General features: G+C 63.3%; 26 protein-coding genes, 1 tRNA gene and 1 pseudogene. 4 read left to right on the top strand and 24 right to left on the bottom strand.

Annotation, left to right across the window (positions count from 1 at the left end; genetic code table 11):
• Position 1: 1 nt before the first annotated feature.
• The 16 genes from EHH60_RS07060 to EHH60_RS06985 form a co-directional block, all read right to left on the bottom strand.
• A complete protein-coding gene (locus tag EHH60_RS07060) occupies positions 2 to 289 on the bottom strand; it encodes a head-tail connector protein (RefSeq protein ID WP_124158736.1) in 288 nt (95 codons plus the stop codon).
• A gap of 2 nt (positions 290 to 291) precedes the next feature.
• Positions 292 to 663 carry a hypothetical protein gene (locus EHH60_RS07055; RefSeq protein ID WP_124158735.1) on the bottom strand — a complete coding sequence of 124 codons (372 nt, stop codon included), beginning with the start codon at positions 661 to 663 and terminating at the stop codon, positions 292 to 294.
• Complete coding sequence (locus EHH60_RS07050) at positions 660 to 1,001, bottom strand: HNH endonuclease (protein ID WP_124158734.1); 342 nt, start codon at positions 999 to 1,001, stop codon at positions 660 to 662. The genes EHH60_RS07055 and EHH60_RS07050 overlap by 4 nt, the downstream gene beginning before the upstream one ends.
• Positions 1,001 to 1,576, bottom strand: a complete 576-nt coding sequence (locus EHH60_RS07045) for a hypothetical protein (RefSeq protein ID WP_124158733.1) — start codon at positions 1,574 to 1,576, stop codon at positions 1,001 to 1,003. Before EHH60_RS07045 ends, EHH60_RS07050 begins: the two co-directional genes overlap by 1 nt.
• Before the next feature lie 5 nt (positions 1,577 to 1,581).
• A complete protein-coding gene (locus EHH60_RS07040) occupies positions 1,582 to 2,742 on the bottom strand; it encodes a phage major capsid protein (protein WP_158626720.1) in 1,161 nt (386 codons plus the stop codon).
• 20 nt (positions 2,743 to 2,762) lie between these two features.
• A complete protein-coding gene (locus tag EHH60_RS07035) occupies positions 2,763 to 3,260 on the bottom strand; it encodes an HK97 family phage prohead protease (RefSeq protein ID WP_124158731.1) in 498 nt (165 codons plus the stop codon).
• Between the two features lie 2 nt (positions 3,261 to 3,262).
• Positions 3,263 to 3,532: a hypothetical protein gene (locus EHH60_RS07030; RefSeq protein WP_124158730.1), complete on the bottom strand. Its 270-nt coding sequence runs from the start codon at positions 3,530 to 3,532 to the stop codon at positions 3,263 to 3,265.
• A 65-nt stretch (positions 3,533 to 3,597) separates the two neighbouring features.
• Positions 3,598 to 3,879: a hypothetical protein gene (locus tag EHH60_RS07025; protein ID WP_124158729.1), complete on the bottom strand. Its 282-nt coding sequence runs from the start codon at positions 3,877 to 3,879 to the stop codon at positions 3,598 to 3,600.
• The gene (locus tag EHH60_RS07020; RefSeq protein WP_124158728.1) at positions 3,869 to 4,195 is read right to left on the bottom strand and encodes a gene transfer agent family protein; all 327 of its coding nucleotides are present in this window, start codon (positions 4,193 to 4,195) and stop codon (positions 3,869 to 3,871) included. Before EHH60_RS07020 ends, EHH60_RS07025 begins: the two co-directional genes overlap by 11 nt.
• Positions 4,195 to 4,863: a tail assembly protein gene (locus EHH60_RS07015; protein WP_124158727.1), complete on the bottom strand. Its 669-nt coding sequence runs from the start codon at positions 4,861 to 4,863 to the stop codon at positions 4,195 to 4,197. Before EHH60_RS07015 ends, EHH60_RS07020 begins: the two co-directional genes overlap by 1 nt.
• A complete protein-coding gene (locus EHH60_RS07010; RefSeq protein WP_245454426.1) occupies positions 4,863 to 6,017 on the bottom strand; it encodes a phage portal protein in 1,155 nt (384 codons plus the stop codon). Before EHH60_RS07010 ends, EHH60_RS07015 begins: the two co-directional genes overlap by 1 nt.
• Positions 6,018 to 6,327: 310 nt before the next feature.
• A tRNA-Gln gene (locus tag EHH60_RS07005) sits at positions 6,328 to 6,401 on the bottom strand.
• A 204-nt stretch (positions 6,402 to 6,605) separates the two neighbouring features.
• On the bottom strand, positions 6,606 to 7,508 hold the full coding sequence (rnz, locus tag EHH60_RS07000) for a ribonuclease Z (protein ID WP_124158725.1): 903 nt from the start codon (positions 7,506 to 7,508) through the stop codon (positions 6,606 to 6,608).
• A 30-nt stretch (positions 7,509 to 7,538) separates the two neighbouring features.
• Positions 7,539 to 8,522 (bottom strand): antibiotic biosynthesis monooxygenase, encoded by a 984-nt coding sequence (locus EHH60_RS06995; RefSeq protein WP_124158724.1) that lies wholly within the window; start codon positions 8,520 to 8,522, stop codon positions 7,539 to 7,541.
• Between the two features lie 11 nt (positions 8,523 to 8,533).
• Entirely contained in the window at positions 8,534 to 9,931 is a 1,398-nt protein-coding gene (guaD, locus tag EHH60_RS06990) for a guanine deaminase (protein WP_124158723.1), read from the bottom strand.
• A 14-nt stretch (positions 9,932 to 9,945) separates the two neighbouring features.
• Positions 9,946 to 11,163, bottom strand: coding sequence for a multidrug effflux MFS transporter (locus tag EHH60_RS06985; RefSeq protein ID WP_124158722.1), 1,218 nt, complete (start codon positions 11,161 to 11,163; stop codon positions 9,946 to 9,948).
• 381 nt (positions 11,164 to 11,544) lie between these two features.
• On the opposite strand from EHH60_RS06985, the gene EHH60_RS06980 reads away from it, so the two are divergent.
• The gene (locus EHH60_RS06980; protein WP_124158721.1) at positions 11,545 to 13,041 is read left to right on the top strand and encodes an amidase; all 1,497 of its coding nucleotides are present in this window, start codon (positions 11,545 to 11,547) and stop codon (positions 13,039 to 13,041) included.
• A 146-nt stretch (positions 13,042 to 13,187) separates the two neighbouring features.
• Here the strand turns inward: EHH60_RS06980 and EHH60_RS06975 are convergent, their stop codons facing one another.
• Positions 13,188 to 13,676 carry a hypothetical protein gene (locus tag EHH60_RS06975; protein ID WP_124158720.1) on the bottom strand — a complete coding sequence of 163 codons (489 nt, stop codon included), beginning with the start codon at positions 13,674 to 13,676 and terminating at the stop codon, positions 13,188 to 13,190.
• Between the two features lie 107 nt (positions 13,677 to 13,783).
• On the opposite strand from EHH60_RS06975, the pseudogene EHH60_RS06970 reads away from it, so the two are divergent.
• Positions 13,784 to 14,309, top strand: a pseudogene (locus EHH60_RS06970) (MFS transporter); the annotation flags it as partial.
• Between the two features lie 133 nt (positions 14,310 to 14,442).
• On the opposite strand, the gene EHH60_RS06965 reads toward EHH60_RS06970, so the two are convergent.
• Positions 14,443 to 15,048, bottom strand: a complete 606-nt coding sequence (locus EHH60_RS06965) for a TetR/AcrR family transcriptional regulator (protein WP_124158719.1) — start codon at positions 15,046 to 15,048, stop codon at positions 14,443 to 14,445.
• A gap of 200 nt (positions 15,049 to 15,248) precedes the next feature.
• Here EHH60_RS06965 and EHH60_RS06960 point away from each other — a divergent pair, with 200 nt between their 5' ends.
• Both EHH60_RS06960 and EHH60_RS06955 read left to right on the top strand, forming a co-directional pair.
• Positions 15,249 to 16,493, top strand: a complete 1,245-nt coding sequence (locus EHH60_RS06960; protein ID WP_124158718.1) for an efflux RND transporter periplasmic adaptor subunit — start codon at positions 15,249 to 15,251, stop codon at positions 16,491 to 16,493.
• A gap of 178 nt (positions 16,494 to 16,671) precedes the next feature.
• Positions 16,672 to 19,860 carry an efflux RND transporter permease subunit gene (locus tag EHH60_RS06955; protein ID WP_124158717.1) on the top strand — a complete coding sequence of 1,063 codons (3,189 nt, stop codon included), beginning with the start codon at positions 16,672 to 16,674 and terminating at the stop codon, positions 19,858 to 19,860.
• A gap of 52 nt (positions 19,861 to 19,912) precedes the next feature.
• Here the strand turns inward: EHH60_RS06955 and EHH60_RS06950 are convergent, their stop codons facing one another.
• From EHH60_RS06950 to EHH60_RS06925, 6 genes are all read right to left on the bottom strand, one after another.
• Positions 19,913 to 20,404: a hypothetical protein gene (locus EHH60_RS06950; RefSeq protein ID WP_124158716.1), complete on the bottom strand. Its 492-nt coding sequence runs from the start codon at positions 20,402 to 20,404 to the stop codon at positions 19,913 to 19,915.
• A gap of 86 nt (positions 20,405 to 20,490) precedes the next feature.
• Entirely contained in the window at positions 20,491 to 20,937 is a 447-nt protein-coding gene (locus tag EHH60_RS06945; RefSeq protein ID WP_124158715.1) for a MaoC family dehydratase, read from the bottom strand.
• 402 nt (positions 20,938 to 21,339) lie between these two features.
• Positions 21,340 to 21,762, bottom strand: coding sequence for a hypothetical protein (locus EHH60_RS06940; protein WP_124158714.1), 423 nt, complete (start codon positions 21,760 to 21,762; stop codon positions 21,340 to 21,342).
• A gap of 12 nt (positions 21,763 to 21,774) precedes the next feature.
• A complete protein-coding gene (locus EHH60_RS06935; protein WP_007592399.1) occupies positions 21,775 to 21,996 on the bottom strand; it encodes a hypothetical protein in 222 nt (73 codons plus the stop codon).
• Positions 21,997 to 22,217: 221 nt separating this feature from the next.
• Positions 22,218 to 23,036 (bottom strand): lytic murein transglycosylase, encoded by an 819-nt coding sequence (locus EHH60_RS06930; RefSeq protein ID WP_124158713.1) that lies wholly within the window; start codon positions 23,034 to 23,036, stop codon positions 22,218 to 22,220.
• Between the two features lie 40 nt (positions 23,037 to 23,076).
• Entirely contained in the window at positions 23,077 to 24,930 is a 1,854-nt protein-coding gene (locus tag EHH60_RS06925) for a flavin-containing monooxygenase (protein ID WP_124158712.1), read from the bottom strand.
• Positions 24,931 to 25,025: the final 95 nt, after the last annotated feature.

The following is a 25,025-nucleotide window of genomic DNA, read 5'->3' as shown; positions in this document are numbered from 1 at the left end:
TTCAGAAGCAAAACGCGCGGTAAGGGGCCAACAAATCGAGGAAACCGAACGGCAATTCCTGGGCCGTGACGCCAACCAGGGACGCTTCCCGGTTCTGATAGAGGTGCGCCGTCATTTGCAGCACAGCCTCATTCACCGGCGCCGGTGTGCCGTCAGCGTCCACATTCGAGGCCGTATAGGCGCCAACCCACGCCTTTGCCGCCGCGAGCTTGTCGGAAATGATCGCGTCGTCGGCGTCCAAGGTGACGTTCAGGTGGACCTTGGCTTGGTCCAGGGTGATGCCGGGCATAGTCAGAAAATTCCCAATTTCGAGCTATCTTGTGCCGGTCGGGGGCACCGGTCGCGGACGATTTCTTGAGGGTTTTGAGCCACCCCCGGGGTATGCCTCGCTGAGAAGCGGACGCGGCGTTGCGGCGTGCGTTCAGGCATCGGCTGATCGTTCTTCGTTGCCTCTGCGATCAGGGGCAGCACGTGCTTACGCACCTTGATCGGGTCCAGCTCCGCGAGGCTGCAAACGTCCTCAAAGTCGCTGTTCGGCTCAGTAAGCCATTCGCGAGTGCGCATCTGGTCGAGGCGAACGGCTCGCCGCTTAGTCGAGAGGGGTTGAGTTGCATCCGTGATCGCTTGCTGGATCACCGCGCGCCAGAGGGCCTTGTCGCTCATTGCCGGCGCTCCGTGCGTTGTTTGCGGCTGGCATGGCAGGGTGAGCTAGCCAAGGCCTGCCAATTCGAGCGCTGCCAAAAAAGCTTCATGTCGCCGCGATGGGGAACCTTGTGGTCGACGCAATCGGCGATGCGACCGCAGCCGCAGGCACAGAAGTGGTTTTCAGGGAGGGCAAGGAATGCCTTGCTCTCGCGGCGCCACTTGCTGTCATAGCCGCGATCGTTGGCATTGGGGCGGCGCTGGTCGGCTTCTGCCTTTCGCCTGATCTGGCATTCACAAAGATCGGTTGCCGCAATGATCTTGCCGCAGTGACATACGCGGCGCGGTTTCCAGGCCATCAGCGAGCCCTCAATGAATGCACGGTAAGATCACCGATGGCGTTGAGATCGGCCTTAATGCTTCCCAGGTCGGAAGCGTCGGCGGTTTCTTCCTTGCTACCGAACAAGGCCTTGAGCATGTCCATGCGGCCCTTCTGAGCGTTGATGATCTCGGAAGCCGTTGCTTCCCAGGTGTCATCAGGTGTCCAGCCAAGCCAGCCGGTGCCGATCTGGAAAAGCTGGGTGAAGTATTCATCGAACGGAATCGGCTTGCCCGTATCGGCCTTGCCGCTTGTCTTGCTGTCGACGCCAGCGAGCAACATGACGAATTCGATCAGATCGCCGGTCGCGGTCATGAGGTCGCGCACGACGGCACCATTGACTGGCAGAGCGTATTGGCCCCAGGTCTTGGCGTCGACGATGGTGGCGCTGATGATATCGAGGGCGGCGGTCAGGCTTCCATCGGCAAGGTGGCGCGAGAGGTTATGGAAGCCGTCGTAACGTTCGTATAGGATGAATGCGGCTCGCAGCGACGGCTTCAAGTCGAAAGACTTGTCGCCGAGCTGGAGGGCAAAGGTATTCGCTGCGAGCCGCATGTTCGTTACGCCGTTGCCTTGAGGACCACGGCAGCCTCCGGCAGAACCGGCTTGCCACCGACGCGGCGACGGGCGCGAAGCTTCACGATGCCATTGTCGGCGCCGGTGAAGTCGTCGCGCATGACGGCGATGCCAACGCGATCGACGATCTGATAGGCGCTGGCATAGTCGCCGAAGATGACCGGGAACGTGTCGGCAGCCGGCGAACCGGCGCCAACCAGGCCGTCCATGTCGGGCGCTTCGAAGATCGGGCAGCCGAGCAGCGTGGCCGGCGTGCCCTTGGCGATGCTGTCCGACCAGATGCTGCGCCGGGTGGTCGAGGCATCCGCGAGCTTGCGGATGACGCCCATGGTGGAGCGCTTCATCATCCAGGCGCCGACGTTCGCGTATTCGCCGGGCAGCGCATAGAACAGGTCGATCAGCTTTTCCAGGAGGTCAGAACCGTCCTGGTCGGCCGTGATCTGGGTATAGTCGCCCGGCGTATGCAGGAGGCCGGTGGGCTTCCCGTTGCCGTCGCCGACAACGAAGGCGGATGCTTCCGCCTTGGCGAATTTCTTGGTGATCCAGCGCTGCAAGAGACTTGCGAGATCGACAGCGCTATCTTCCAGGAGCTGGACCGATACCGGAAGCGTGGCCGCATACTCGAAAGTCTTGATGTTCGCCTGTTCGAAAGCGGGTTCAGCCGACGGGCGAGTGCCGGTTTCGGTGACCCACCCGCCATCGGTGCCGGAGGTGAGGATCGGGATGTAGGTCTCGGTGGTGCCGATCGACATGGCACTGGCGAGCGAGCGCAGCGGCGAGAACTGCGTCAGGCCCTCGATGACGCGCGTCGAGTATTCCGGCGCGACCACATAGCCGCCGGCCGTGGTGGTGCCGAGGTTCAGGGTCTTCTTTTCGATATCGTCGAGCGACTGCGGGCCGTTGCGCAGGAAGCCGTTGAGCGCCTTGGTCTCGACCTGGGGCTCATTGTCGTTTGCCGACGACTTATTGCCGGGACGGTTGACCTTGGCCTCGATGCGGTCCAAGCGCTCGGTGAGCTTGGTGTTGTCGTTGGCAGCCTTCGTTTCGAGGGCCGCCTTCAGATCCGCCAGTTCCTTGGCGACGGAGGCAATCGGGTCATCGGCTTCGCCGGTGTCCTTGAATTCTAGGGCAGTGACGTTCTTCATTGGGTGGTCCATAGCTCCTATTAGGATTTCAGCGTCGCCGTGAAACGCTTGATGAGATCGGCCACGGCACGCGCCGCGTCGTCGGATTTCGCACCCGTGATCCGGGCACGAGAATGGGCTGGGTCGCGAACCAAGCTGATTTCAGCGAGGTCAAGCGCGTCGATGATGCGGCCTCGGGCTTGCTTACGCGCGGCCTTGGTCCGGAAGCCGATGGAAAGGCCGGTGACCAAACCCGTCTTGACCATCGCGCGAATTGAACGGGCTCGCGGCTGGTCGAGGTGAAGCTGGCCTTTGACGGACAATCCGTCGTCGGTCTCTTTCACTTCGTTCCAGGTGCCGACCAAATCATCAGGACGGTGCTGAAAGAGGATCGGCAAATCAGGGAGGATTGCGCCGAAAGCGCCCTTGGTGATCAGGTCGCCATAGCTGTCGGGACCCGCATTGAACGGCCATGCGATGCCGACGATTTCACCTTCATCCGTGACGCTGAGCGAGGCTTTTACTTCTAGGCGGTCCATGCTCAAATCCCGCCAATCGTTGTTCGAGCGCTCTTGAACGACACAGAGCCGTTAGAATGTCGGATGATTTTGAACGACACAGAAGCGGACGTTTTCACGCCCGCCAGATGTGCCCGCAACAAACACGGCGGGAGGAAAAAACCTGTCGTAAAATGGCGCTCCTCTAAGGCGAAGCTGCCCCATCCGACGTCATTGGTCCAAGTCACGCCGTTGTCCGCAGACGACTGCATGGCCATGGCGCCGCCGCCAAAAGTGCCCCAAAAGATGAACATGCCGGATCCACCAGACCAAGGCATTGGTTCGGAAAAGCCGTTTGCGGTGAGAGTTCCGAACGCGCTCACGATCGGTTGGCCTTGAAATTCAACGAGGGCGACTCTGCACTCGTGAGGTTTACGCGTAGAAGACAGGGAGCAAGCTCAAAGCCTGCCACTCCAGGTGTGGTGAAGGTGACGAAGCTGTCACCGGTGCGATCGACGTCCAGCCAAGTGGTGCCGCTGTCAGGCGACATTTGGAGTGTGACGGTGCCACCGCCGAACGTGCCCCAAACGGAGACCGAGCCACGGCCGCCAAACCAACGCACCGGGTCAGTTGCACCGTTCGCTGTGAGGTTAAATTGCATCTGATTTTCCATCCGGGTTGCCGAACAACGTCCGCTCAAGAATCTTCGCGGCGAGTTCGTAGGTTTCCGCCAGCGGCCGGTCGTCGACATACGCGACGATCAGTTCATGGGCGCGTTTGGGTGTGGTGCCGCCGCCGATCAGCGCGAGGCGGATGGTCTCGGTGAGATCGGCTTGACTGAATGAGTGTGCGAACATGCGATTGCTGAGCGCGCCGATCGGGCCGCACTTGGTCTCAAGCTCGCGGATCTGTGGCGGCATGAGCCTGAACGTGTGCCCGCCGTCGCCAAAGAACGCGGTGTAAGAGAGATCAGCCATCAGCCGGCCTCTCCGAATGCGGTCTCAATGGAGCCGGCGCTGTCGGCATAGACGCTGATGTCTTCAATGCTCGACCAGACCGAGATCGCGGTCGAGCCAACCATGCACTCGCCATAAATCAGCGGGATCGCATTGCCCTGCTGCCCTGAATTGCCGATGTTGCCGCTGTTGACGCTGAGGCCATTGGAGCCCTCCGTCGACTGACCGGCGGGCTTGGCGAGCAGCGTTGACGCGCCGGATAGAGCGAGGCCGAGACCAAGTGCAGCCACCGTGCCGTAGGTGGTGCCGCTCAGAATGCCGGACGCGGCGAGCGGCGTGGCGAGCACGCCGCCGGACAAGAAAATCGCGCCGCCGACGAGTGCGGCACCGAGCACGATCTTGGTTGTGCCCTTGGCCGTGTTGGAAGCCGCGCCCTTCGCGATAGGGATAATATGCAGATCGGCGCCGCCAAGGTTGAACTGATTGACCAAGTCGAGGTCGAGGTGCAACCCGTTGCGCTTGTCGCCGCGGACGACCTTGTAATAACCGTCCTGAAGTGCCTTCACGTAGCGACCAGGGAAAGCACAGTTGAGCGCGCGCAACGCTTCGCCGGCCGTCGCAACGTCAAAGCGATGGGACGCGCCGAATTCTTTGCCGAGCCTGCCGTGAAGGTGAACGGTCCTGAGCATCAGGCGGCTTCCTCTTGATTGTTATCGTTGCCGTTGAGCTTGCCGCCCTTGTGCGCCGAGCTAGTGTTGGGATTCTCAAAGATCTCGCCGCCAGCGTATGCCGGCAGGCCAAAGCCCATCTGTCGAGCTTCGTTCGGATTAAGGACACGCGATGAGACGGCGGTGCTCATTGCTTGCGCTCGCGTGAGAAGATCGGCACGCGCGAAGCCGTCCACGTTGAATTCGATGCAATACTGATCGCGCTCTTCCGGCGTGAGCAGCTTCAGTTCAAGCTCTTGCTCGAAAGCCTTGAGCCGGGGCAACAGAGCTTGCGAGAGGAATTCTTGGCCGATCGATTCAATCGAGCGAGGCTGAGCACGATCGACCTGCATCAGCATGTGCAGCGGCACGCGAAACAATCGGGCGATCTCCGCAACGGCATACGTGCGCATTTCCAGGAACTGGCTATCAACACTGTTGAAGGTCATTGCCTGCCAGCTTGCATCGCTGGGCAGAACCGCCGTGCCTCCGGAGTTGGCGCCGCTGTGTGCGGCCTGCCACGCCGCTTTCGCGGTCGTGAGGGTATCGACGGTGACGTTTCCTTTGAGCGAGAGAACACCGGACGGTCTTGCACCGTTGCCGAATAGCCGAGAAGCGTGACGCTCAAGCACAAGCGCCAGTGCGATGGCCTCCCTGCCCTCGCCCACCAAGCCCTTGCGCTGATCGTATGCCGGGGACGGGATATGGATCAGGTCAGCGGCAGCGATCTCGCGACCATTCACCTTGTAGATCGGTTCAATCTCGCTGTCGTCGACGGCAACCGGTGTGGTCCTGGGATCAAGCCGGATCAATTCGGCAGCTTTGCCGCCATCCACGCGGACGATCTGCGCAAACCCGCCGTGAGGCTGCAACAGCGCGTCAGCCATGAGCTGCGTGCGAAACAGCGCGGCCGGTGCAAACCCATTCGGCGCGTCATGCAGGAGTTTGTAGAGGGGATGATTGGTGGCCTTCTCTTTGCCGCCGTCCGGGAGCCGCTTGTAAATGTGGAGCGGGAGCGAGCCGGCCGGCTCAGAGATCGACCGCACCGCGCACGCGACGGGTGCGCACGTCATGGCGCTGTAGGGCGTGACAATCACGCCGGCCGAGGTCGGGGTCGCGCCGAACAGATCGAACAACCAGGACTCCGGCGAAGAAACGCCTGACGAGGCCTTGGTCTCGATACCGAGAAGGGATTTGAAGCGGGACGCGACAGACAAAAGGCACACAACAGAGCTGGCCCGCTGGTTAGGCGAGCTAGGAACCGATCTCTGTCTGTGCTTTTGTTTCGGGCAGACGCCCGTCAACGCAACTATATTACGCGCCAGAATTGCGGCTTTTCTATGTCGCGGCTACGGTCATCGGTGCCGAAAAGCGGTTACGAGCGGCACCAATTTTGTGCGCTGCACATCTATCTAACTATTTGATTTTTAGCAAGAAATAGTGATTTGGCTGGGGAACCTGGATTCGAACCAAGACAAACAGAGTCAGAGTCTGTTGTGCTACCGTTACACCATTCCCCACCGAAGCGCTTGGAATTGCTAAGCTTTCTTCGGAAGTCCTGCAAGACTGGCTGAAAGTTCTGCAAATCAGCGGCTCGCAGGCCGGTCATATAGCCGCGCCAGCGTTTGCGGTCCAGTCCTTCTGTGAACATCGTCGCGTGTTCTCGCTGCGTTCACGCCCGAGCGAAACGTCTTGCCGCTCTTTTCGGACAGTCCTGGCCTTTACTAGAGGACGATGCGATCGAAGTCCGCGGCGATCCGGGTGTTCGGGAAGATGTTTGCCGCTTCGGCGAGAATCTCCTCGTCTTCGTAGCGTCCGGACATGTGCGTCAGCACGAGCTGCCCGACTTTATTCGTGGCTGCAAAGGAAGCCGCTTCTGCCGCGGTGAGATGGCCGTAGTTCCGCGCGGTCGGCGCGTCGCGATCGAGGAACGTCGCCTCGATCACAAGCATGTCGGCGTCGGCAACGTATTGCGACAGCCCCTCGGTGGTCTCGGTGTCGCCGATCACGACGAGCTTCCTGCCGCCGCTCGGCGGGCCAAGGACGTCTTCCGGGTCGACGGTTCGGTCGGCAAGCACGATCGGGCGACCCGCGGCCAATTCGCCACGCAAGGGACCGTCGGGGACACCAAGCGCCATGAGCCGATGGGGCCGAAGACGCCGGCGCGCGGGGCTCTGGAAGACGAAACCAAAACTGTCGGTGTCGCGGTGGCGGACCGGAAAACAGTCGATGGTGAAATCACCGGCATCAATGACCTGTCCTGCGGTCAGCGGTGCGAACTCGACCGCGATCGGCGCCCGGCCCGCGCCCCACAGACCTGCGAGCATCCGGATGACGATATCGAGCGTTCCTTCCCCGCCGTGAACTGTCATCCCGTCGGAGGTCTGCCGCAGGCCCAGCGTCGAGAAGAGGCCGGGAATGCCGAGCACGTGATCGAGATGAGCGTGCGTCAGCAGGATGCGGTCGAGCCGCCGGAAGCCGGCGCCGCTGCGCAGCAACTGGCGCTGCGTGCCCTCGCCGCAATCGACCAGGACACGCTTGCCCGCGCCCTCCACGAGGAGCGCCGGATGGTTGCGCTCGGCTGAGGGAACGCTTGCCGAGGTCCCCAGAAATGTCAGGGCGAACATGGTCGTCACGCGGTTGGGCTGTGGACGGTCTCACCGTCCCCAATGCCACGCGAGCAGCAGCGCGTACAGGGCCATGGACGCAACGTAGAGCGTGGCAAGCAGCGCATAGCCCGCGATCTGGCGGCCGAGCGTCGCCTTCGGCGTCACCCACCAGTCGAGCGCCCTGAAGGCGGCGGGCACCAGCCACCAGCCGAGCAACTGGGTGCTGACGAGATTGCCGACGAACAGCGACAGCCAGACCGGCACGCCATGACTGTCGATCAGCGGCCGGCTGATGAAATAGCCCCAGAGGTAGACCACGGGATAGAGCACCAGCAGGACGATGAGATTGCTCTTCCAGATCAGCCCCGGACTTTGCTCCGGAGCCTGCGTCTTGCCGGCCGGAAACCAGAAATTGAATCCGTAGCTCGCCCGCTTCACGTTCATGCCGGCGTTGAAGCGCTCGCCCTCCTTCAGCAGCGTCTGCCGCAAGGACGAGTCGAGCCATGCATTGAGATTGGCATCAGAGTCGAACGACAGGATGATGATCCATTCGTCGTGCAGGCCTGGAATAGGCCGCTCGATCTTGTGGCGCAGGAAACCCTTGAACTCGGCCTCCGCCGCCTGGATGCGCTGCTGCCATTTCAGGAAAGCATCCTCGAGCCCGTCGGGGACTTTGAAAGAGATGACCGCCGAGACGGCGCTGTCTCGCTGGATGCCGGTGTCGGGCAGGATTTGGACGTCCTCCGAACCGACGAAGAAGCGTTGCACCTGCCCGATCAGTTTCGTCCGCTCCTCGCTCTGGAGCCAGGCGCGTGCTGCGGCCGGGCTGGCGAAACGCAGGATCGTCACCCAGTCCACATGTGCCGGCGGCTGTGGCGGCACCACCTCCTGGCCGAGGAAGCCGGGCCATGCCTTGAGCACCTCGCCAACCTCGCCGTTCCACCGCGCGAACGCGGCAAAGCCGTCGTCGGCGACGCGACGCTGGATGACGAGGGCGACCGGCTGGCCGGCCGTGTCAGGGGATGCGCTCATGAGCTGCCGTCTCAGCTCTTCTTGTAGAGACGCTTGCCCATCACCCAGGTCTCATCGACGCAGCGATCGTCGCCGACCATCATCACGGCGAACAGCATGCTCGCGGCCTCATCCATCGTGCGCGGGCCGGCGCCATCGGCGATCAGCGATTGATGCCACGCTTGCGCGACCTGCCCGCCATTCGGATCGAGCGCGACGAAATCGGCCTCCTTGCCGGGCTCGAAATTGCCGAGCTTGTCGTCGATGTAGAGACCTTCTGCGCCGCCGAGCGTGATCGACCAGAAGCCGCGATAGGGCGAGAGCTTGTTGCGCTCGGCCTCGGCAAGGTCCTTGCGCGTCGGATCGATGCTGCCGTCGAGTAGCGTGTTGTTGCACATGCCGACCTTGTAGGCGTCGTCGAGCACGGAAATCATCGAGAAGCGGTTGCCGCCGCCAACGTCGGTGCCGAACGACATCTTCACGCGATGCTCCGGATCGGTGGCGCGACCGAGCCGGAACAGGCCGCTGCCGAGGAACAGGTTCGAGCACGGGCAGAACACCACCGCGGCGCCCTTCTTCGACATGCGGCGGAACTCGTTGTTGGAGAGATAGACGCCGTGGCCGCCGGAGAATTTCGGCCCGACCAGGTCGAACTTCTCATAGACGCCGAGATAGTCCTGGCAATCCGGATGCTCGACCAGCACGCCGCTGCATTCGGCCGGGTTCTCGGAGATGTGGGTGTTGACCCAGCAATCCGGGTGCTCGTGCTTGAGGCGCTGACACGCTCTCAGCAATTCCGGCGAGGCACCGAAGGCGAAGCGCGGCGTGATGGCGTAGAGGTTGCGGCCCTTGTTATGGTACTGCGCAATCAGCCGCTTGCTGTCGCGATAGAAATTGTCGGGCGTGTCGATGAAATCGGCCGGCGCGTTGCGATCGATCCCGGTGAGGCCCGCGATGACGCGCATGTTGCGTCTGCTCGCTTCCTCGAACAATTCCTCGGTTGAAACGGGCGAGGAGCTCGTGAAGGCTTGGCAGGTGGTGGTGCCGGAAGCGAGCAGCGCATCGAGAAAGCGCTTCACGCCCTCGCGCGCGTAGTTGCGGTCCCGGTATTTGAGCTCTTCCGGATAGACCCACTTCTGGAGCCACGGCAGGAGCTGCTCGCCATAGGCCCCTAACACCCGGGTCTGAGGCAGATGGATGTGACCGTCGATGAAGCCCGGAACGATGATGCGGTCCTTGATGTGGGTGACCTGCACGCCCGGATGCGCGGCTCCAACTTTGTCGTAGGGACCGAACGCCTTGATGACGCCATCCGTGACGATCATGAGGCCGTCCTGATGGAAGCGCGCGGCGGCCTGTTCGTTGCCGATGTGCTTCCAGGGATCGTCGACGAAGTCGAAGAACGTGCCGCGAATAGCAACGGTTGTCATGATTGGTTCCCTCCTTAAGCCTGTGTCGAGTGGCGCGCCGATGGCAGCGAGATCGCGAGCAACGTTCCGGCGACAGCGCAGAGGCCGAGATAGAGCCATCCGAGCGGCGCCTGCGTTGCTTCAGGCAGGACCGCCGCGATCGCCATGGCGCCGCTCACCGCGAGATAGCAGAGTGCGCTGATGAGGCCGCCGATCAGGCCGTGGTCGCGTTCGAACAGGCCGAGCGCCATGCCGTACATCATCGGGCACAGCACGCCGCAGCCGCCGAGCATCAGCGCACCGCCGATCGTGATCGACGCGAAATCGAGTCCGATGGTCATGCCCGTTACGGTCAGGACCACCGCACCGGCGAGAAACAGCGCGAAGGCGCCGAAGCCCATCACGCGGGCCGGCATGAAGCGTGCGAAATGCGCGCAGCCCAGTTCGCCGGCGAGATTGATGCCGCCAAGGCCGAGCGCGACGAGGCCGTAGATGGCCGCCGAATAGCCAAGGCCGGTCTGGTAGAAGAACGGTGCGACGACGCCGAACGCCAGCTGCGCGCTCGCTGCCGCGGCAAAGACCAGCACGAAAGCCAGGAAGCCCCGACGAACGAGCGCCTCGCGCAAGATGCCGGCGGTGCGGCGCGGATCGAACGGCGCACGTCGTTCCGCTGGCAACGTTTCAGGCAGAAGAAATACGACGATCGTGGCAACGATTGCTGCAGCGATGGCAATGACGACGAAGACACCCCGCCACGACGTCAGCTCGACGATGAAGCCGCCGGCTGCCGGCGCAAGCACGGGCGCCAATCCCCAGGCGGCTCCAAGCAGACCCGAAATCGCCGTGAGCTCGCGGCCGCGGAAGCAATCGGCGGCGACCGCATAGGCGACGACGAGGCAGGTGCAGCCGCCGATGCCTTGCAGGAAGCGCAAGCCAAGTAGCAGCGAGGCGCTGGTCGCCAGCGCACAGGCGATGCTCATCGCGATCAGCACCGATAGCCCCGCGAGCAGGACGTTGCGGCGGCCGAGCGTGTCGGAGGCGATGCCGACCGGCACCAGCGCGAGACTCATGCCGAGCATATAGGCGGTGACGGTGTTCTGCATCGACGCCGCGTCAGCGGCGAGATCCACCACCATCTGCGGCAGGCCTGGCGTGTAGGCATCGAGCGGAATCTGGCTGAACGGCACGACGCACAACAGGATCGGCACGATCCCGCCCTTCGCGCGGCCGGCGTCCGAAGCAAGTGCAGTCATGGCTTACGCCCCCTCGATGTCCGCGGGTCCCGTCTTTTCGTGCGCGCAATGAGATGCGACGATGCAGGCTGCGGATATTGACGCGCGGAGCGTGCCAGAACTGTGTGTAGAAACTCTTAGGGGTGCCCGCATCGCCACGGATTCTGCCGGTGGATGCCGGGGCTCGGATGCGCTCAAAACAAAAACGCGAAAACAACCCCATGCACAGTACAAATCATTGAAGAATTTCGCTCGTGCGCGGCGAGCGCACTGATTTGACACGTCGGGCAAAACAGGCGCACGGTTACATCATCAGCCCAGGATCAATTCGCCGTTGAGCCGCCCCATTAACCTGTCGGAAGGCATGAGCAACTGCGACCAACTTCGCGCTCGGAGTTCGTGATGCAAAAGGAACTGAACGCAGATGCCGGCGGCTTGAGCTACGGCTCGATCAGCGCGCTACTGAGCGCTTTGCATCTGCGGAAGGTGTCTGCATCCGAGTTGCTCGAACACACCATTGCCCGCATCGAGGCCCTGGACGAGCCGATCAACGCGATCATCGTTCGTGATTTCGATCGCGCCAGGGACGCCGCGCGCGCCGCCGATGCCGCGCTTGGCCGGGGAGAGCGGCTGCCGTTGCTCGGCATTCCCGTGACCTTGAAGGAACCGTTCAACGTCGCGGGCTTGCCGACAACCTGGGGCTTTCCGCATTTCAGGGATTTTCAACCCGCCGACGATGCCCTCGTCGTCTCCCGGCTGAAAGCGGCGGGCGCCGTCATCATCGGCAAGACCAACATCCCGATCGGGCTCAGGGATTTCCAGAGCTACAACGAGATCTACGGGGTGACGAACAACCCGTGGGATCTCGGCCGCTCGCCCGGCGGCTCCTCGGGTGGATGCGGAGCGGCGCTGGCCGCAGGGTTCGGTCCGCTCTCGATCGGCTCGGATATCGGCGGCTCGATCCGGGTACCCTCGCATTTCTGCGGCGTGTTCGGACACAAGCCGAGCCTCGGCCTCGTCCCGCTGCGCGGATACAGCCTGCCGCCGGCATCGCCCGTCCCAGGCCACGGCGATCTCGCTGTCATCGGGCCGATGGCACGCACTGCCGCGGACCTCGCTCTGTCGCTCGACGTGATTGCCGGCCCTGACGAGGCGCGCGACGGGATCGGCTATCGCCTGGCGCTGCCCGCGCCTCGTCATGACCAACTCAGGGATTTCAGGATTCTCGTGATCGACACGCACCCGCTGATGCCGACCGGAGATGCCGTGCGCTCGGCGATCGGGCGGTTGGCGGAACGGCTCGAACAATCGGGCGCGCGGGTCGCACGTTCGAGCACATCGTTGCCGGATCTTGCCGAGTCCGCCCGGCTTTATATGAAGCTGTTGAACGCCGCGCGAAGTCCGCGCCTGACACCGGCCGCGCTCGCAGAGGCGCAAGGAGTTGCTGCGTCACTCGCGCCCGACGACCGCAGCCTGCAGGCCGAGCGCGCCCGCGGCTGGGGTCTGATCCATCGCGAATGGCTCGCGACCGATGCAGCGCGACTGCAGCTGCAACAAAAATGGTATCAGTTCTTCCGCGAATTCGATGCCGTGATCTACCCGGTCGCCGCCGTGCCGGCCTTTCCGCAGGACCAGTCGGAGCCGTTCGACGCGCGGCAACTCGACATCGATGGCAAGCACTACAACTATTCCGACGCCTGCTTCATCTGGGCCGACCCTGCCTCGACCTGCGGACTTCCTGCAACCGCCGTTCCGATTGAGCGCACGCCTGAGGGCCTGCCGGTCGGCGTCCAGATCATCGGGCCGTATCTGGAGGACCGTACGACGATTGCGTTGGCCGGGCTGATTGAACACGAGTTCGGCGGCTTTGTGCCGCCGCCGGGGCTAGCTGCAAAGTGATCCGCGCCCAGGCCGGCCAGGCCGCGCACCATTAAGCGGCTGGCCGCCTGATGTCGGCTCAAGCCTCGACAGCGACGGAGAAGCAGCATCCTCCGATGTCGCTGAAGGGCCAAAAGCGGAAGTGCTTGCTCTGCGTCGCTACTGACCTAGTTTACTTTCTCCTCGGACCTAAAAGGTCCCCAAGCATATGCCTCTTCGGGGCTGCTAAACGCTCGTATGATTGGTTCGGAGAAACCAAGCACTTCGTAGCAGTAGTCGCTTCCGACAAAGGAGAAGTGCCGCGGCTTCCGACCGACCGGATCGGTCGCAGCGTAGGCTTTCAGCAATGCCGAGTTCTCAGCTTCCTTAATGTAGACTCCGCCGTCGTAGCGTCCAGTTGTTTTGTCCCCGTGATCGGCGATCGAATAGATCATTTCGTCGATGCCCGAATAGATCTCGCAGGACATTTCGATGCCGTAAGCGCGAAGGCCGGGGTTCGGTGCCACCACGATGAGATAGAGAACGCGACGCCAAAGGCCTTGATCGAAAACAAAAGGTGGGCGTTCGATGCCATCGATTATCGAAGGGTAGGGCCGCCATTTGATAGTGGGATCAGAAAACAACTGGAGTCCTTTTCGGTTTGAAAGTTGGGTCATGGCCGACAACAAGGCGCTGGGTCGAGATTGTCGCAATGGGCCAATCGGCGGACGTGAACCACCGTATCGAATGATGTTGGCTTCTCCGATAACGCCGGCCTCCCAAAGTCAAGCAGGGCCTCTCGATCGCCACCTCGTTCGGCTATTCGCTGCTGATGGCGCTTGGTGCGCCGATCGGCGCGGCCATCGGCCGCACTGACCGCCGACCGCTGGGGCCGCAAGCCGACCATTATCGGCGCATCGTTGATCTCGGTGGCGCTCGGAATCCTGTATCCCGTGATCTCCGATCCGATCCTGCTGCCGGCCGTGGGCTTCGCGCTGACGGTGCCGATTTACGTCCTGGTCGCGCTCCTGTTCGGCATCTACATCCCCGAACTGTTTCCGACCGAGGTCCGCCTGCGCGCCTCCGGCCTCGTCAACACGCTGGCGCGCGGCGCCACGTTCGTCACGCCGTTCCTCGTTGTCTCGCTGTTCGAGTCGCGCGGCGTGGCCGGCGTGATGGCGCTGATGATCGGGCTGCTGGTGGTGCAGATCATCACGGTCTGGGCCCTCGGCATCGAGCCCCGTCATCGCAGCCTTGAGGAGCTCAAGGCGGAGGAAACGGCCGCGCCTGTTCTCAAGGAGGCGTCCTGAGAGGCCGCCGGACGAACGCGGCCTGCATGGTTCGAGACGCCCGCTTGCGGCGGGCTCCTCACCATGAGGGTCTGACATCTTCGGCGGCCTCGTCCCTCCGCCATTGCTGTCTGCAATGCGATCTGCGAGATAGCTACGTCTTGTCAGTCGACTGCGCCTCGACCGCCTGCACGGCGACATCAGCGACCTGCCGCAACGCTTCGCGATCTGCGCCTGAGGACGCCATCACGCCCATGCCGACGGACACCGCGGAGACATAACGCGCGAGCGCGGCGGGATCGGCGCTTTCCTTGAGATCACCTTCGGCCTTGGCGCGAACAAAGCGGTCGCGGAGCTGGTCCTCGTTCTGGGCGCGGCGCGCGGCCAATTCGAAAGGGACGTTCTCGGAGCCGCTGCCGCAGGCGATGCCACCTTGCACCAGCAGGCAGCCGGGCGGATTGGCGGGATCGGTCTGCTTGTCGGCGATGCCCATCAACATCCGCTCCGCGACGGCGCGGGCGGTCGGTGCTGCCACAACCTCCTCCATCCAGATGTTGCGCAGCTTGGTGTAGCGGTCGAGCGCCGCCTTCAGCAGACCTTCCTTGTTGCCGAAGCAGGCATAGAGACTGGGCGGGTTGATGCCCATGGCCTCGGTGAGCTGGGCGATTGTCGCGCCCTCATAGCCATGGCGCCAAAACACTTCCATCGCTTGGTCCAACGCCAATTCGGCGTCGAATTCGCGGGGGCGTCCCATGCCCATGTGCCTGTCTCCTCGGAATTCGCGTTCTGCAGAAGGCTTAACGTCGAATCCTAACTATTTGTTCTAATTCTACTTTCCCAGGGTCTTCCAATTCTTGCGGTATGTCGCTACAATTTTCTTAGCGAATGGTACATAAGTATCTTGCACTGCGGTATCCAGCTCCACATCTGTAGTGAACACTACATATCTGGAGCGCGCAAATGCCCCCCTCCCAAAATACCTCCCGCACCGGCCGTATCCGCCGCCTTCTGGCCGGGGTCGCCATCGTGGGCGCCCTCGCCGTGGCCGGCTCGATTGCGACCGGCCGCTACTTTCACGCGGCACAAGCGACGGCACCGGCCGCCGCGGCCGAACAAGCCGTTTCCGTCACCGTCGCGATGATCGAGCCACGGCAGACCGTGCTGTGGGACGACTTCTCCGGCCGGCTGGAAGCCATCCAGCGCGTCGAGCTCCGCCCGCGCGTTGCGGGTGCGATCCTGTCGGCCAACTTCACCGAAGGGGCGCTGGTGAAGGCCGGCGACGTGCTGTTCAAGATTGATCCCGCCCCTTATGCGGCCGAGGTCGACAAGGCCGCAGCCCAGCTCGAAGCTGCGAAAGCGCGCGTCGTCTTCACCCAGAGCGAGCTCGAGCGCGGCGCGCAGCTCGTCGGCAATGCCGTGGTGACGCGCCGCGACTACGACCAGCGCGACAACGCCAATCGCGAAGCGATCGCCAATGTGAAGGCGGCCGAGGCGACGCTCCAGACCGCAAAGCTCAATCTCGACTACACCGAGGTGCGCGCGCCCGTGGACGGCCGCGTCGGCAAGATCGAGGTCACCGTGGGCAATCTCGTCGCCGCCGGCACCGCGTCCCCGGTCTTGACCTCGCTGGTCTCGGTCAATCCGATCTACGCCTCGTTCGATGCGGATGAAGAGGTCGTGCTGCGCGCGCTGAACTCGATTGCGGATGCCTCCGGCAGGCGCGGCCAGCTCGACCAGATCCCGGTCGAAATGACGACCTCGGGCGACCTGTCCGCAAAGGGCCACATCCAGCTCATCGACAACCAGGTCAACGGCCAGAGCGGCACCATCCGCGTCCGCGCCGTATTCCGCAACGACGACGGGCGCCTCATCCCCGGCCAGTTCGCCCGCGTGCGCATGGGCCAGCCGAAGCAGCAGGCACTGGTGATGATCGACGAGCGCGCGATCGGCACCGACCAGGACAAGAAGTTCGTGATGGCGGTCGGCGACGATAGCCGTGCCGTCTACCGGCCGGTCACGCTCGGCGGCACCGTCGACGGGCTTCGCATCGTCACTTCGGGCCTGAAGTCCGGCGACCGGATTGTCGTCAACGGTCTCCAGCGCGTGCGTCCCGGTGCCCTCCTCAAGACGGAGGTCGCGGCAATGGGTGCGCGCGGACCGCAACAGGCCTCCAACCACAGCAACCAGGACGTGGTGCAACGCTAAGTCATTCCGGGGCGCGACGCAGTCGTGAACTCCGGTGCGCAATTGCGCACCTGAGAATCTCGAGATTACGAAGCTCCGGTCATTTCACCTCTGGATTCCGGGTTCGCGCGCGACGCGCGCCCCGGAATGACGGTGAAACGGTCGGAGATAGGGAAGATATTGCCCAGGGGCAAAAGCCATGAACCTCTCAAAGTTTTTCATCGACCGTCCGATCTTCGCCGGCGTGCTGTCGGTGCTGATCTTCCTGGCGGGACTGATCTCGCTGTTCGCGATGCCCATCTCGGAATACCCGGACGTGGTGCCGCCCTCCGTCGTGGTGCGCGCGACCTATCCCGGCGCCAATCCCAAGGTGATCGCGGAGACGGTGGCAACCCCGATCGAGGAACAGATCAACGGCGTCGAGAACATGCTCTACATGTCGAGCCAGGCGACCACCGACGGCGCGATGACGCTGACCGTGACGTTCCGCCTCGGCACCGACCCCGACAAGGCGACGCAGCTGGTACAGAACCGCGTGCAGCAGGCCGAGCCGCGCCTGCCGGCCGTGGTGCGCCAGCTCGGCATCATCACCAAGAAGTCGTCGCCCGACCTCACCATGGTCGTTCACCTGCTGTCGCCGAACGGCCGCTACGACATGACTTACTTGCGCAACTATGCGGTGCTCAACGTCAAGGACCGGCTGGCGCGGATCGACGGCGTCGGCGACGTCCAGCTTTATGGCGCCGGCGACTATTCGATGCGGGTCTGGGTCGATCCGCAGAAGGCGGCCGAGCATAGCCTGACCGCGAGCGACATCGTGCGGGCGATCCAGGCGCAGAACGTCGAGGCCGCCGCCGGCGTGGTCGGCTCCTCCCCGAACGTCAGGGGTATCGATCTCCAGCTCTCCGTCAACGCGGAAGGCCGGCTCGCGAACGAGGAGCAATTCGGCGATATCGTGGTCAAGACCGGCGCCCGCGGCGAGGTGGTACGCTTGCGCGACGTCGCGCGCATCGAGCTTGGTGCCTCCGAATACGGCCTGCGCTCGCTGCTCGACAACAAGCAGGCAGTGGCGATCCCGATCTTCCAGGCGCCCGGCTCAAACGCGCTGCAGATTTCCGACAACGTTCGCGCCACCATGGCCGAGATCAAGAAGAACATGCCCGAGGGCGTGTCCTACCAGATCGTCTACGACCCCACCCAGTTCGTGCGCTCCTCGATCGAAGCCGTCATCCACACGCTGCTGGAAGCCATCGCCCTCGTCGTGCTGGTGGTGATCCTGTTCCTGCAGACCTGGCGCGCCTCGATCATCCCGCTCCTCGCCGTGCCGGTGTCGATCGTCGGCACGTTCGCGGTCATGCACGTGTTCGGCTTCTCCATCAACGCGCTCAGCCTGTTCGGCCTCGTGCTCGCGATCGGCATCGTCGTCGACGATGCCATCGTCGTGGTCGAGAACGTCGAGCGCAACATCGAGGGCGGTCTGTCGCCGCGGGATGCAACGTACCAGGCGATGCGCGAGGTGTCGGGTCCGATCATCGCGATCGCCATGGTGCTGATCGCGGTGTTCGTGCCGCTCGCCTTCATCTCCGGCCTCACCGGGCAGTTCTACAAGCAGTTCGCGCTGACGATCGCGATCTCGACCGTGATCTCCGCAATCAACTCGCTGACGCTGTCGCCGGCGTTGTCGGCGCTGCTGCTCAAGGGCCATAACGAGCCGAAGGACAAGCTGACGCTGGTCATGGAAAAGAGCCTCGGCTGGTTCTTCCGCGGCTTCAACAAGGCCTTCACGCGCTCCTCCGAGAACTACAGCGGCAGCGTTGGCAAGGTGATCTCGGGCAAGGCTGCGGTGATGGGCCTCTACGTGGTCCTCGTCGGCATCACTGCCCTGTTGTTCCAGCAGGTGCCGAGCGGCTTCGTGCCGGGACAGGACAAGCAGTACCTCGTCGGCTTCGCTCGCCTGCCCGATGGCGCGACGCTCGACAGGACGGAAGAAGTCATCCGCAAGATGAGCGACATCGCGCTGACCCAGCCCGGCGTCGAGAGCTCGGTGGCTTTCCCTGGCCTGTCGATCTCAGGCTTCACCAACTCGTCCAACGCCGGCATCGTGTTCTCGACGCTGAAGCCGTTCGACGAGCGCAAGGATCCCTCGCTCAGCGGCCCCGCCATCGCGGCCGAGCTGAACAAGAAGTACGCAGGCATCCAGGAAGCCTTCATCGCCATGTTCCCGCCGCCGCCGGTCAACGGCCTCGGCACCATCGGCGGCTTCAAGCTGCAGATCGAGGACCGCGCCGGTCTCGGCTATGACGCCCTGAACGAAGCGACGAACGCATTCATGGCCGCGATGCAGAAGGCGCCGGAGATCGCCGGCGTGTTCTCGAGCTTCCAGGTCAACGTGCCCCAGCTGTTCGCCGACATCGACCGTACCAAGGCGCTCCAGCTCGGCGTGCCCGTGACGGAAGTGTTCAACACGCTCCAGATCTACCTGGGCTCCTACTACGTCAACGACTTCAACAAGTTCGGCCGCACCTATTCCGTCCGGGTTCAGGCCGACGCGCCGTTCCGCGCGCGCGCCGACGACATCAGGCAGTTGAAGGTGCGCTCGTCCTCCGGCGACATGGTGCCGTTGTCTGCGCTGCTCACGATCCGCCAGAGCGCGGGGCCGGAGCGCGCGATCCGCTACAACGGCTTCCTGTCCTCGGACATCAACGCGGCCGCTGCGCCGGGTTTCTCGTCGGGCCAGGCGCAGGAGGTGGCGACGCGAATCGCCGCTGAGGTGCTGCCGCCGGGCTTTGCCTTCGAATGGACCGACCTGACCTACCAGGAGTTCATCGCCGGCAATTCCGGCGTCTGGGTGTTCCCGCTGGCGATCCTCCTGGTGTTCCTGGTGCTGGCCGCGCTCTATGAGAGCCTGACCCTGCCGCTCTCGATCATCATGATCGTGCCGATGGGCCTCCTGGCAGCAATGTTCGGCGTCTGGATCTCCAAGGGCGACAACAACGTCTTCACCCAGATCGGCTTGATCGTGCTGGTCGGCCTCTCCGCCAAGAACGCGATCCTGATCGTCGAATTCGCGCGGGAGCTCGAATTCGCCGGCCGCACGCCGATCCGGGCCGCGATCGAAGCCAGTCGCTTGCGGCTGCGCCCGATCCTGATGACGTCGATGGCATTCATCATGGGCGTGCTGCCGCTGGTGCTCTCGACCGGCGCCGGCTCGGAAATGCGGCGAGCCATGGGCGTTGCCGTGTTCTCCGGCATGATCGGCGTCACCGTGTTCGGCCTGTTCCTGACGCCGGTGTTCTATGTGCTGCTGCGGACCGTCACGGGCATGAAGCCGTTGATCCATCACGGCAGCGACATCAGCGCGGCGCCGGTCCAGGGGCCGGCCGAGTGAACCGCGTCCCGCCGCGGCACGCCCCCCGGCGGGACCAACGAGATCGGATCGATTATTTCCGGTTCTCCTCGCAGAATTTCAGCGCTGCCAGCGCCTCGCCGGCACGCGGGATCTGCATCTCGATGCTGTCGTCATCGTCGTCCTCGAAATCGAGCGTGAGGTGCTTGGCCTTCGCGAGGCGATCCATGATCGATTGGTCGTATGCGAAGATACCGCGCAAGGTGGTCTTGTCCATGACCTCCCATTTGGCCTTCTTCATGATGTCGGCGTCATCGGTGCCGAGGTCGGCCCGGAGGACCTCGCCGAACTTGTCCCATTCCCAACCATCGTAGATCATCACGATCGCCTGCTCGGAATAAGTGATCACGACGACGTAGTCGCGGTTTTCGTCATCCTTGTCCTTGTAGCCGCGGCTCGCATTGCAGTGCGTGTCTTGCGCGCGCCTCTCGATGGTCCAGTCGCCGACTTTGGATTGTTGAGCAAGCGCGGGCCAGGTGCTCAAGAGGCCCGCAAACAATGCAGCGCCGAGACTGAATCGATTCATGCCGGCCTCCAGCGTTGTTCTGGGCCGAGATGACCACCTCTGCCGGTGGCTCGCAAGGAGCCGCCCGCACGGAACGCGCCTGGGCCCTACCCCCGCCACGGCACGATCGCGATCGGAGTAAAGGTATAAACCTCCTCGCCGTTCTGGTTGAACATGGTCCATTTCACCAGCGCGATACCCTGCGGCTTCGATTTGGACGGCGTCAGGCTCATGACCTCGCCGACCAGATGCAGACGGTCGTCGGGGCGCACAGGCATCGTCCAGCGCAGGCCGTCGACACTGGCGCCGATCAGCGGATGCGGACCGAACGGGCGGGTCTGGATTGCGAGGTTCATGGCGATCGCGGCAGTGTGCCATCCTGAGGCGGCGAGCCCCTTGAACAGGGTCGTCTTGGCGGCCTCGTGGTCGAGATGCATCGGCTGCGGATCGAACTCGGCGGTGAAGCGCTTGATATCGGCCTCGGTGACCAGAACTTCGGGCGACTTGAACCGCATTCCGACGATGAGATCGTCGAACCACTCGACCTGCGCCATGATTTTACCTCGCAGTGTGATGCGCCGCTCCGACGAGGCGGCCAAAAAGGCTTGGGCAACAACGGGATATAGCGTGCCCGCAGCGCGTCAACCAGCGCAGGGTTCCACGCGAAACCCCTTTCCCGATGCGACGAAACACGCCTGAAACAGATGGCCGGTTAAATGGTTGTCAAAATAAATACAGGGACGGCCACCATGCAATTCATCCTCGACCTGATCTACGACTATTCCTGCTGCCAGAATCTCGTCGCCCAGCCGCCACGGGAGGACGAGCTATGATCGAGATGATCTCAGCCCTGCTCGCCCTTTGCAGCATCGGCGTCTTCGCGGCGCATGCGCTGGACGCCTACCGCTCCTCACACTCCTGACGGCCCCGCCCTTACCGCCTCGCCATTTCCTACGTTAGAAAGGCCGCCGGTAAAAGTGTTCCGAATGCGTGGCCGGCGGAAACCGGTTGGCGAGCGCCAATGCTCCCTTCTCGTCCGTCTCCAGCGCGATCTTCTGCGCCAGCATCACGTCGCCCGGCACCAGGAAGCCGGACGGGACGAAGCACCACCCCATCGTCGCGCGCCCTTCGCCGTCGATCTCGTGCACATTTGCCGCCGTGCCGTAGTGGATACGATAGGTTCTGCCGGTGTCGCAGCCGACGACGTCGAAATACCGGTGCTGTTCGAACTGCGCTCGCTGCGCCGGCGACAGCCAATCGGCCAGAAGCCGGCGGCCGCGGGCGTCCGGCGTGTTCTCGCCGAAGAAGCGGCGATAGAGTTCACGCAGCGCATGCAGACGCGCACGCGCCGGCGCGCGGAGCCAAACTGCCGCGATCATGGGCAGCTCAGATCAACCGCCGACCAGGCGGGGATAGAACAACGTTTCCTGCGCGGTCGGATCGAACGATCGGATCCGGGTGACTTCGCCGGGCCCGGTTCGAAGAGCGGCGGTGAAGCCGGCTCCGGTCAGCTCCCGAAAGCGCCGTTCGGCTCGCGCCAGCGCTTCGGCATTGCCAGGATCAAACTCGTGGCGCGTATCGCCAGTCTGGTCCATCACGATCTGGGTAGCCATGTTGAGTCTCCTCATGCCCAGCCCTGAACTTGATCAAAGCAAACGTCGTGCCGTCGGTTCCAGTTGGCAACAACTTTCTCGTGTCGGCGCATCACGCCTTGCTGAGCAGCCTAAAGCGAGACGAGATCGACATCGCGCTTTAGGCTATTGTTTAAGCATGATCTTTTCGGAGAACCGCTGCACACTTTTCGCGAATGCGGCCCTTCGGTCCGGATCATGCTCTAGCGCGAAGCCGCCGCGCCCCCGCCCTCGTCGATCTGCCGACCCATCAGCGCGATTGCCTTCTGATAGACGCCGGCGGCATTCCAAGCCTCGATCGCGGCGAAATTCGGTTCGCCGGGCTGGTACCCGGCTCCCGCGCGCCAACCATGGGCTTTGAGGAAATTCGCGGTCGAGTTCAGCGCATTGGCAGCAACTTCGAGGTTGCCGGTGCCGTAGGCCAGAATGTTCTTGGGCATGAACTGGGTCTGGCCGACCTCGCCATGCATGGAGCCGCGAGTTGATCCCGACAGCGTACCCCGATCGATCAGCTTCAAGGCTGCATAGAGCTGGTCGGTGAAGAATTCGGGCCGACGGCAGTCATAAGCAAGGGTCGCGATCGACGACAGCATGTTCTGATTGCCGCGCTGGCTGCCGAAGCCGGTTTCCATGCCCCAGATCGCGATCAAGGGCCCGGGCGGGACGCCATAGCGCTGCTGGATCGAAGCGAACAAGGCAGCGTGCGTCTGCTTGAGCTGCCGTCCCTTGGCAACGATGGTGGTGGCGCCGCGCTTGGCCAGGAACTGGTCGAGCGTCAGCGAAAAGCTGCGCTGGCCGCGGTCGGCCGCGATGGTGGCGCTGGCGTAATTGGTCTGCATCAGCGCCGACAGTGCGGTGGGCCCGATGCCTTTGCCCTGCGCCTCCGCGCTGAATTCGCGCTTCCAGGCCTCGAAACCCGCCGGCGAGCTGCCGCATTGCGCGGCCTCGGCGGAAGATGCCAGGCAACCGAGCAGCGTCATTGCGCTAAAAACTGCTCCCGCAACAGCCCTGCCCCTGATCATACCCTAGCTCTCCTGTCCTGTACCGTTCGGCAGCGCGATCTTACCCGGTGGAGCGTGCCGACTCCATGGCCTGATCATAGGACAATTCGAGGCCTTCCAGATTGCCCTCCTTGCGCCATTTGTCGAGCAGCCGCAGGAATGCCATCGGCCCGCGCCAATATTGGCTGTTTCTTGCCGCGATCGGATCGAACACGCCTTCGTTATTGTAATAGCCCGGCGTGCATTCGGCGAGATAGGTCTGCCGGCCGAGTGCGGCCCTGACGACCTCGTCGACCCAGGCGTTCTCGGCGGAAAGCGTCGGCTCGAGGGTGCGCGCGTTGCGCGCGCGGGCCTCCTTGATGACATAGGCGATGTGCTGCGATTGCTCGTCGATGATGTGCGGAAAATTGGCGCTCTGTCCGGCCTGCACCGTGACGATCAGGAAGCAGTTCGGGAAGCCGCGGCTGTAGAAGCCGTGCAGGGTCTTGACGCCGTCGCGCCACCGCTGGGACAGGCTCATGCCGGCGCGGCCGTAGACCTCGAAGCCCATGCGACGGGCGTAATCGGTGCCGACCTCAAAGCCGCTGGCATAGATCAGGCAGTCGAGCTCATAAGCCTTGCCGTCGACGACGACGGCATTCTCCGTGATGCGCTCAACGCCCTGCCCTTCGGTGTCAACGAGATGCACGTTGGCGCGATTGAAGGTATCAAGATATTCGTCGTGGAAGCACGGTCGCTTGCAGAATGCCTTGTACCAGGGCTTGAGCGCAGCCGCGGTCGTCTCGTCCTCGACCACTGCGTCGACGCGGGCGCGGATCTCCTCCATCTTGCGGTAGTCGGCCTGCTCGATCACCCTCAGCGCCTCGTCCATCGAGGTCACCGGCTGGGGCTGACGACGCGGCGCCAGCAGGATCTCGCCGAGCAGGCCGGTCCAGCCGTCCTGCACCAGATCCTGTTCGAACGGCTCGCCCGAAATCACGGCTGTAAAATTGTCCATGCGTTCGCGCTGCCAACCTGGCTTGAGGCCCTGCGCCCAGGCCTGATCCGTCGGGCGGTCGTCGCGAACGCCGATCGCGGACGGCGTACGCTGGAACACATAGAGTTGCTTCGCCGAACGGCCGAGATGCGGCACACATTGCACGACGGTGGCGCCGGTGCCGATGATGCCGACGCGCTTGTCGGCAAGTCCCGTCAGGCCACCGTCCGCATCGCCGCCGGTGTAGCCGTAATCCCAGCGGCTGGTATGAAAGCTATGGCCCTTGAACGTCTCGATGCCGGGAATGCCCGGCAGCTTCGGACGGCTCAGCGGACCGCCGGCCAGAATGACGAAGCGCGCGCGGATGCGATCGCCGCGATCGGTCTCGACCAGCCAGCGTGCCTCCTGCTCCTGCCATGTCATCCGCGAGATGACGGTCTGAAACAGCGCGCGCTCGTAGAGCCCGAAATGACGGCCGATGCGGCGCGAATGCTCATAGATCTCGGGCGCCCGCGCGTATTTGCGCACCGGCATGTAGCCGGTCTCTTCCAGGAGCGGCAGATAGATGTAGCTCTCGGTATCGCAGGCGGCGCCAGGATAACGATTCCAGTACCAGGTGCCGCCGAAGTCGGCGGCCTTTTCCACGATACGAAAATCCTCGATGCCGGCATCGCGCAACCGCGCACCACACAACAGACCGCCGAAGCCTCCACCGACGATGAGCACTTCGGTCGCTTCGCTGACGGCGGCGCGCGCAAATCCGGAATCCGCCCAGGGGTCGTCGAGATAGCGGCCGAATTCGCCCGTGACTTCGACATACTGCGCCTTGCCCTCGGCGCGCAGACGACGGTCGCGCTCGTCGCGGTAGCGAGCACGGAGCGCGGAAACATCGACCGTAGATGCGCCGGTTGTGCCGGTCTTGTGTCTTTCCGCTGACATTCATCTCCTCCACCGCGAACGCTGCTTCGCCGGCAGCTCACCTCACGTTAGCTCTGAAAAAGTGCCGCATGCAATCATGCTCGCTGCTTTTTGCG

The sequence above is a fragment of the Bradyrhizobium sp. RP6 genome, from assembly GCF_003837805.1.
In the GTDB taxonomy this organism is placed as follows: Bacteria; Pseudomonadota; Alphaproteobacteria; order Rhizobiales; family Xanthobacteraceae; genus Bradyrhizobium.
Note: the sequence above shows the minus strand (reverse complement) of the source record. Positions and strands in the feature narration are given on the sequence as shown.

What these genes read in the sequence shown, in the direction of transcription:
- EHH60_RS07050 (WP_124158734.1), bottom strand. Translation starts at nt 1,001, where the DNA reads ATGGCCTGGAAACCGCGCCGCGTATGTCACTGCGGCAAGATCATTGCG.
- EHH60_RS06980 (WP_124158721.1), top strand. Translation starts at nt 11,545, where the DNA reads ATGCAAAAGGAACTGAACGCAGATGCCGGCGGCTTGAGCTACGGCTCG.
- EHH60_RS06960 (WP_124158718.1), top strand. Translation starts at nt 15,249, where the DNA reads ATGCCCCCCTCCCAAAATACCTCCCGCACCGGCCGTATCCGCCGCCTT.
- EHH60_RS07020 (WP_124158728.1), bottom strand. Translation starts at nt 4,195, where the DNA reads ATGGCTGATCTCTCTTACACCGCGTTCTTTGGCGACGGCGGGCACACG.
- EHH60_RS06975 (WP_124158720.1), bottom strand. Translation starts at nt 13,676, where the DNA reads ATGACCCAACTTTCAAACCGAAAAGGACTCCAGTTGTTTTCTGATCCC.
- rnz (WP_124158725.1), bottom strand. Translation starts at nt 7,508, where the DNA reads ATGTTCGCCCTGACATTTCTGGGGACCTCGGCAAGCGTTCCCTCAGCC.
- EHH60_RS06935 (WP_007592399.1), bottom strand. Translation starts at nt 21,996, where the DNA reads ATGGCTACCCAGATCGTGATGGACCAGACTGGCGATACGCGCCACGAG.
- EHH60_RS07055 (WP_124158735.1), bottom strand. Translation starts at nt 663, where the DNA reads ATGAGCGACAAGGCCCTCTGGCGCGCGGTGATCCAGCAAGCGATCACG.
- EHH60_RS07025 (WP_124158729.1), bottom strand. Translation starts at nt 3,879, where the DNA reads ATGCAATTTAACCTCACAGCGAACGGTGCAACTGACCCGGTGCGTTGG.
- EHH60_RS06955 (WP_124158717.1), top strand. Translation starts at nt 16,672, where the DNA reads ATGAACCTCTCAAAGTTTTTCATCGACCGTCCGATCTTCGCCGGCGTG.
- EHH60_RS06930 (WP_124158713.1), bottom strand. Translation starts at nt 23,036, where the DNA reads ATGATCAGGGGCAGGGCTGTTGCGGGAGCAGTTTTTAGCGCAATGACG.
- EHH60_RS06965 (WP_124158719.1), bottom strand. Translation starts at nt 15,048, where the DNA reads ATGGGCATGGGACGCCCCCGCGAATTCGACGCCGAATTGGCGTTGGAC.
- EHH60_RS07060 (WP_124158736.1), bottom strand. Translation starts at nt 289, where the DNA reads ATGCCCGGCATCACCCTGGACCAAGCCAAGGTCCACCTGAACGTCACC.
- EHH60_RS07040 (WP_158626720.1), bottom strand. Translation starts at nt 2,742, where the DNA reads ATGAAGAACGTCACTGCCCTAGAATTCAAGGACACCGGCGAAGCCGAT.
- EHH60_RS07035 (WP_124158731.1), bottom strand. Translation starts at nt 3,260, where the DNA reads ATGGACCGCCTAGAAGTAAAAGCCTCGCTCAGCGTCACGGATGAAGGT.
- EHH60_RS06985 (WP_124158722.1), bottom strand. Translation starts at nt 11,163, where the DNA reads ATGACTGCACTTGCTTCGGACGCCGGCCGCGCGAAGGGCGGGATCGTG.
- guaD (WP_124158723.1), bottom strand. Translation starts at nt 9,931, where the DNA reads ATGACAACCGTTGCTATTCGCGGCACGTTCTTCGACTTCGTCGACGAT.
- EHH60_RS07045 (WP_124158733.1), bottom strand. Translation starts at nt 1,576, where the DNA reads ATGCGGCTCGCAGCGAATACCTTTGCCCTCCAGCTCGGCGACAAGTCT.
- EHH60_RS06995 (WP_124158724.1), bottom strand. Translation starts at nt 8,522, where the DNA reads ATGAGCGCATCCCCTGACACGGCCGGCCAGCCGGTCGCCCTCGTCATC.
- EHH60_RS06940 (WP_124158714.1), bottom strand. Translation starts at nt 21,762, where the DNA reads ATGATCGCGGCAGTTTGGCTCCGCGCGCCGGCGCGTGCGCGTCTGCAT.
- EHH60_RS06945 (WP_124158715.1), bottom strand. Translation starts at nt 20,937, where the DNA reads ATGGCGCAGGTCGAGTGGTTCGACGATCTCATCGTCGGAATGCGGTTC.
- EHH60_RS06925 (WP_124158712.1), bottom strand. Translation starts at nt 24,930, where the DNA reads ATGTCAGCGGAAAGACACAAGACCGGCACAACCGGCGCATCTACGGTC.
- EHH60_RS07015 (WP_124158727.1), bottom strand. Translation starts at nt 4,863, where the DNA reads ATGCTCAGGACCGTTCACCTTCACGGCAGGCTCGGCAAAGAATTCGGC.
- EHH60_RS07030 (WP_124158730.1), bottom strand. Translation starts at nt 3,532, where the DNA reads ATGTTCATCTTTTGGGGCACTTTTGGCGGCGGCGCCATGGCCATGCAG.
- EHH60_RS06950 (WP_124158716.1), bottom strand. Translation starts at nt 20,404, where the DNA reads ATGAATCGATTCAGTCTCGGCGCTGCATTGTTTGCGGGCCTCTTGAGC.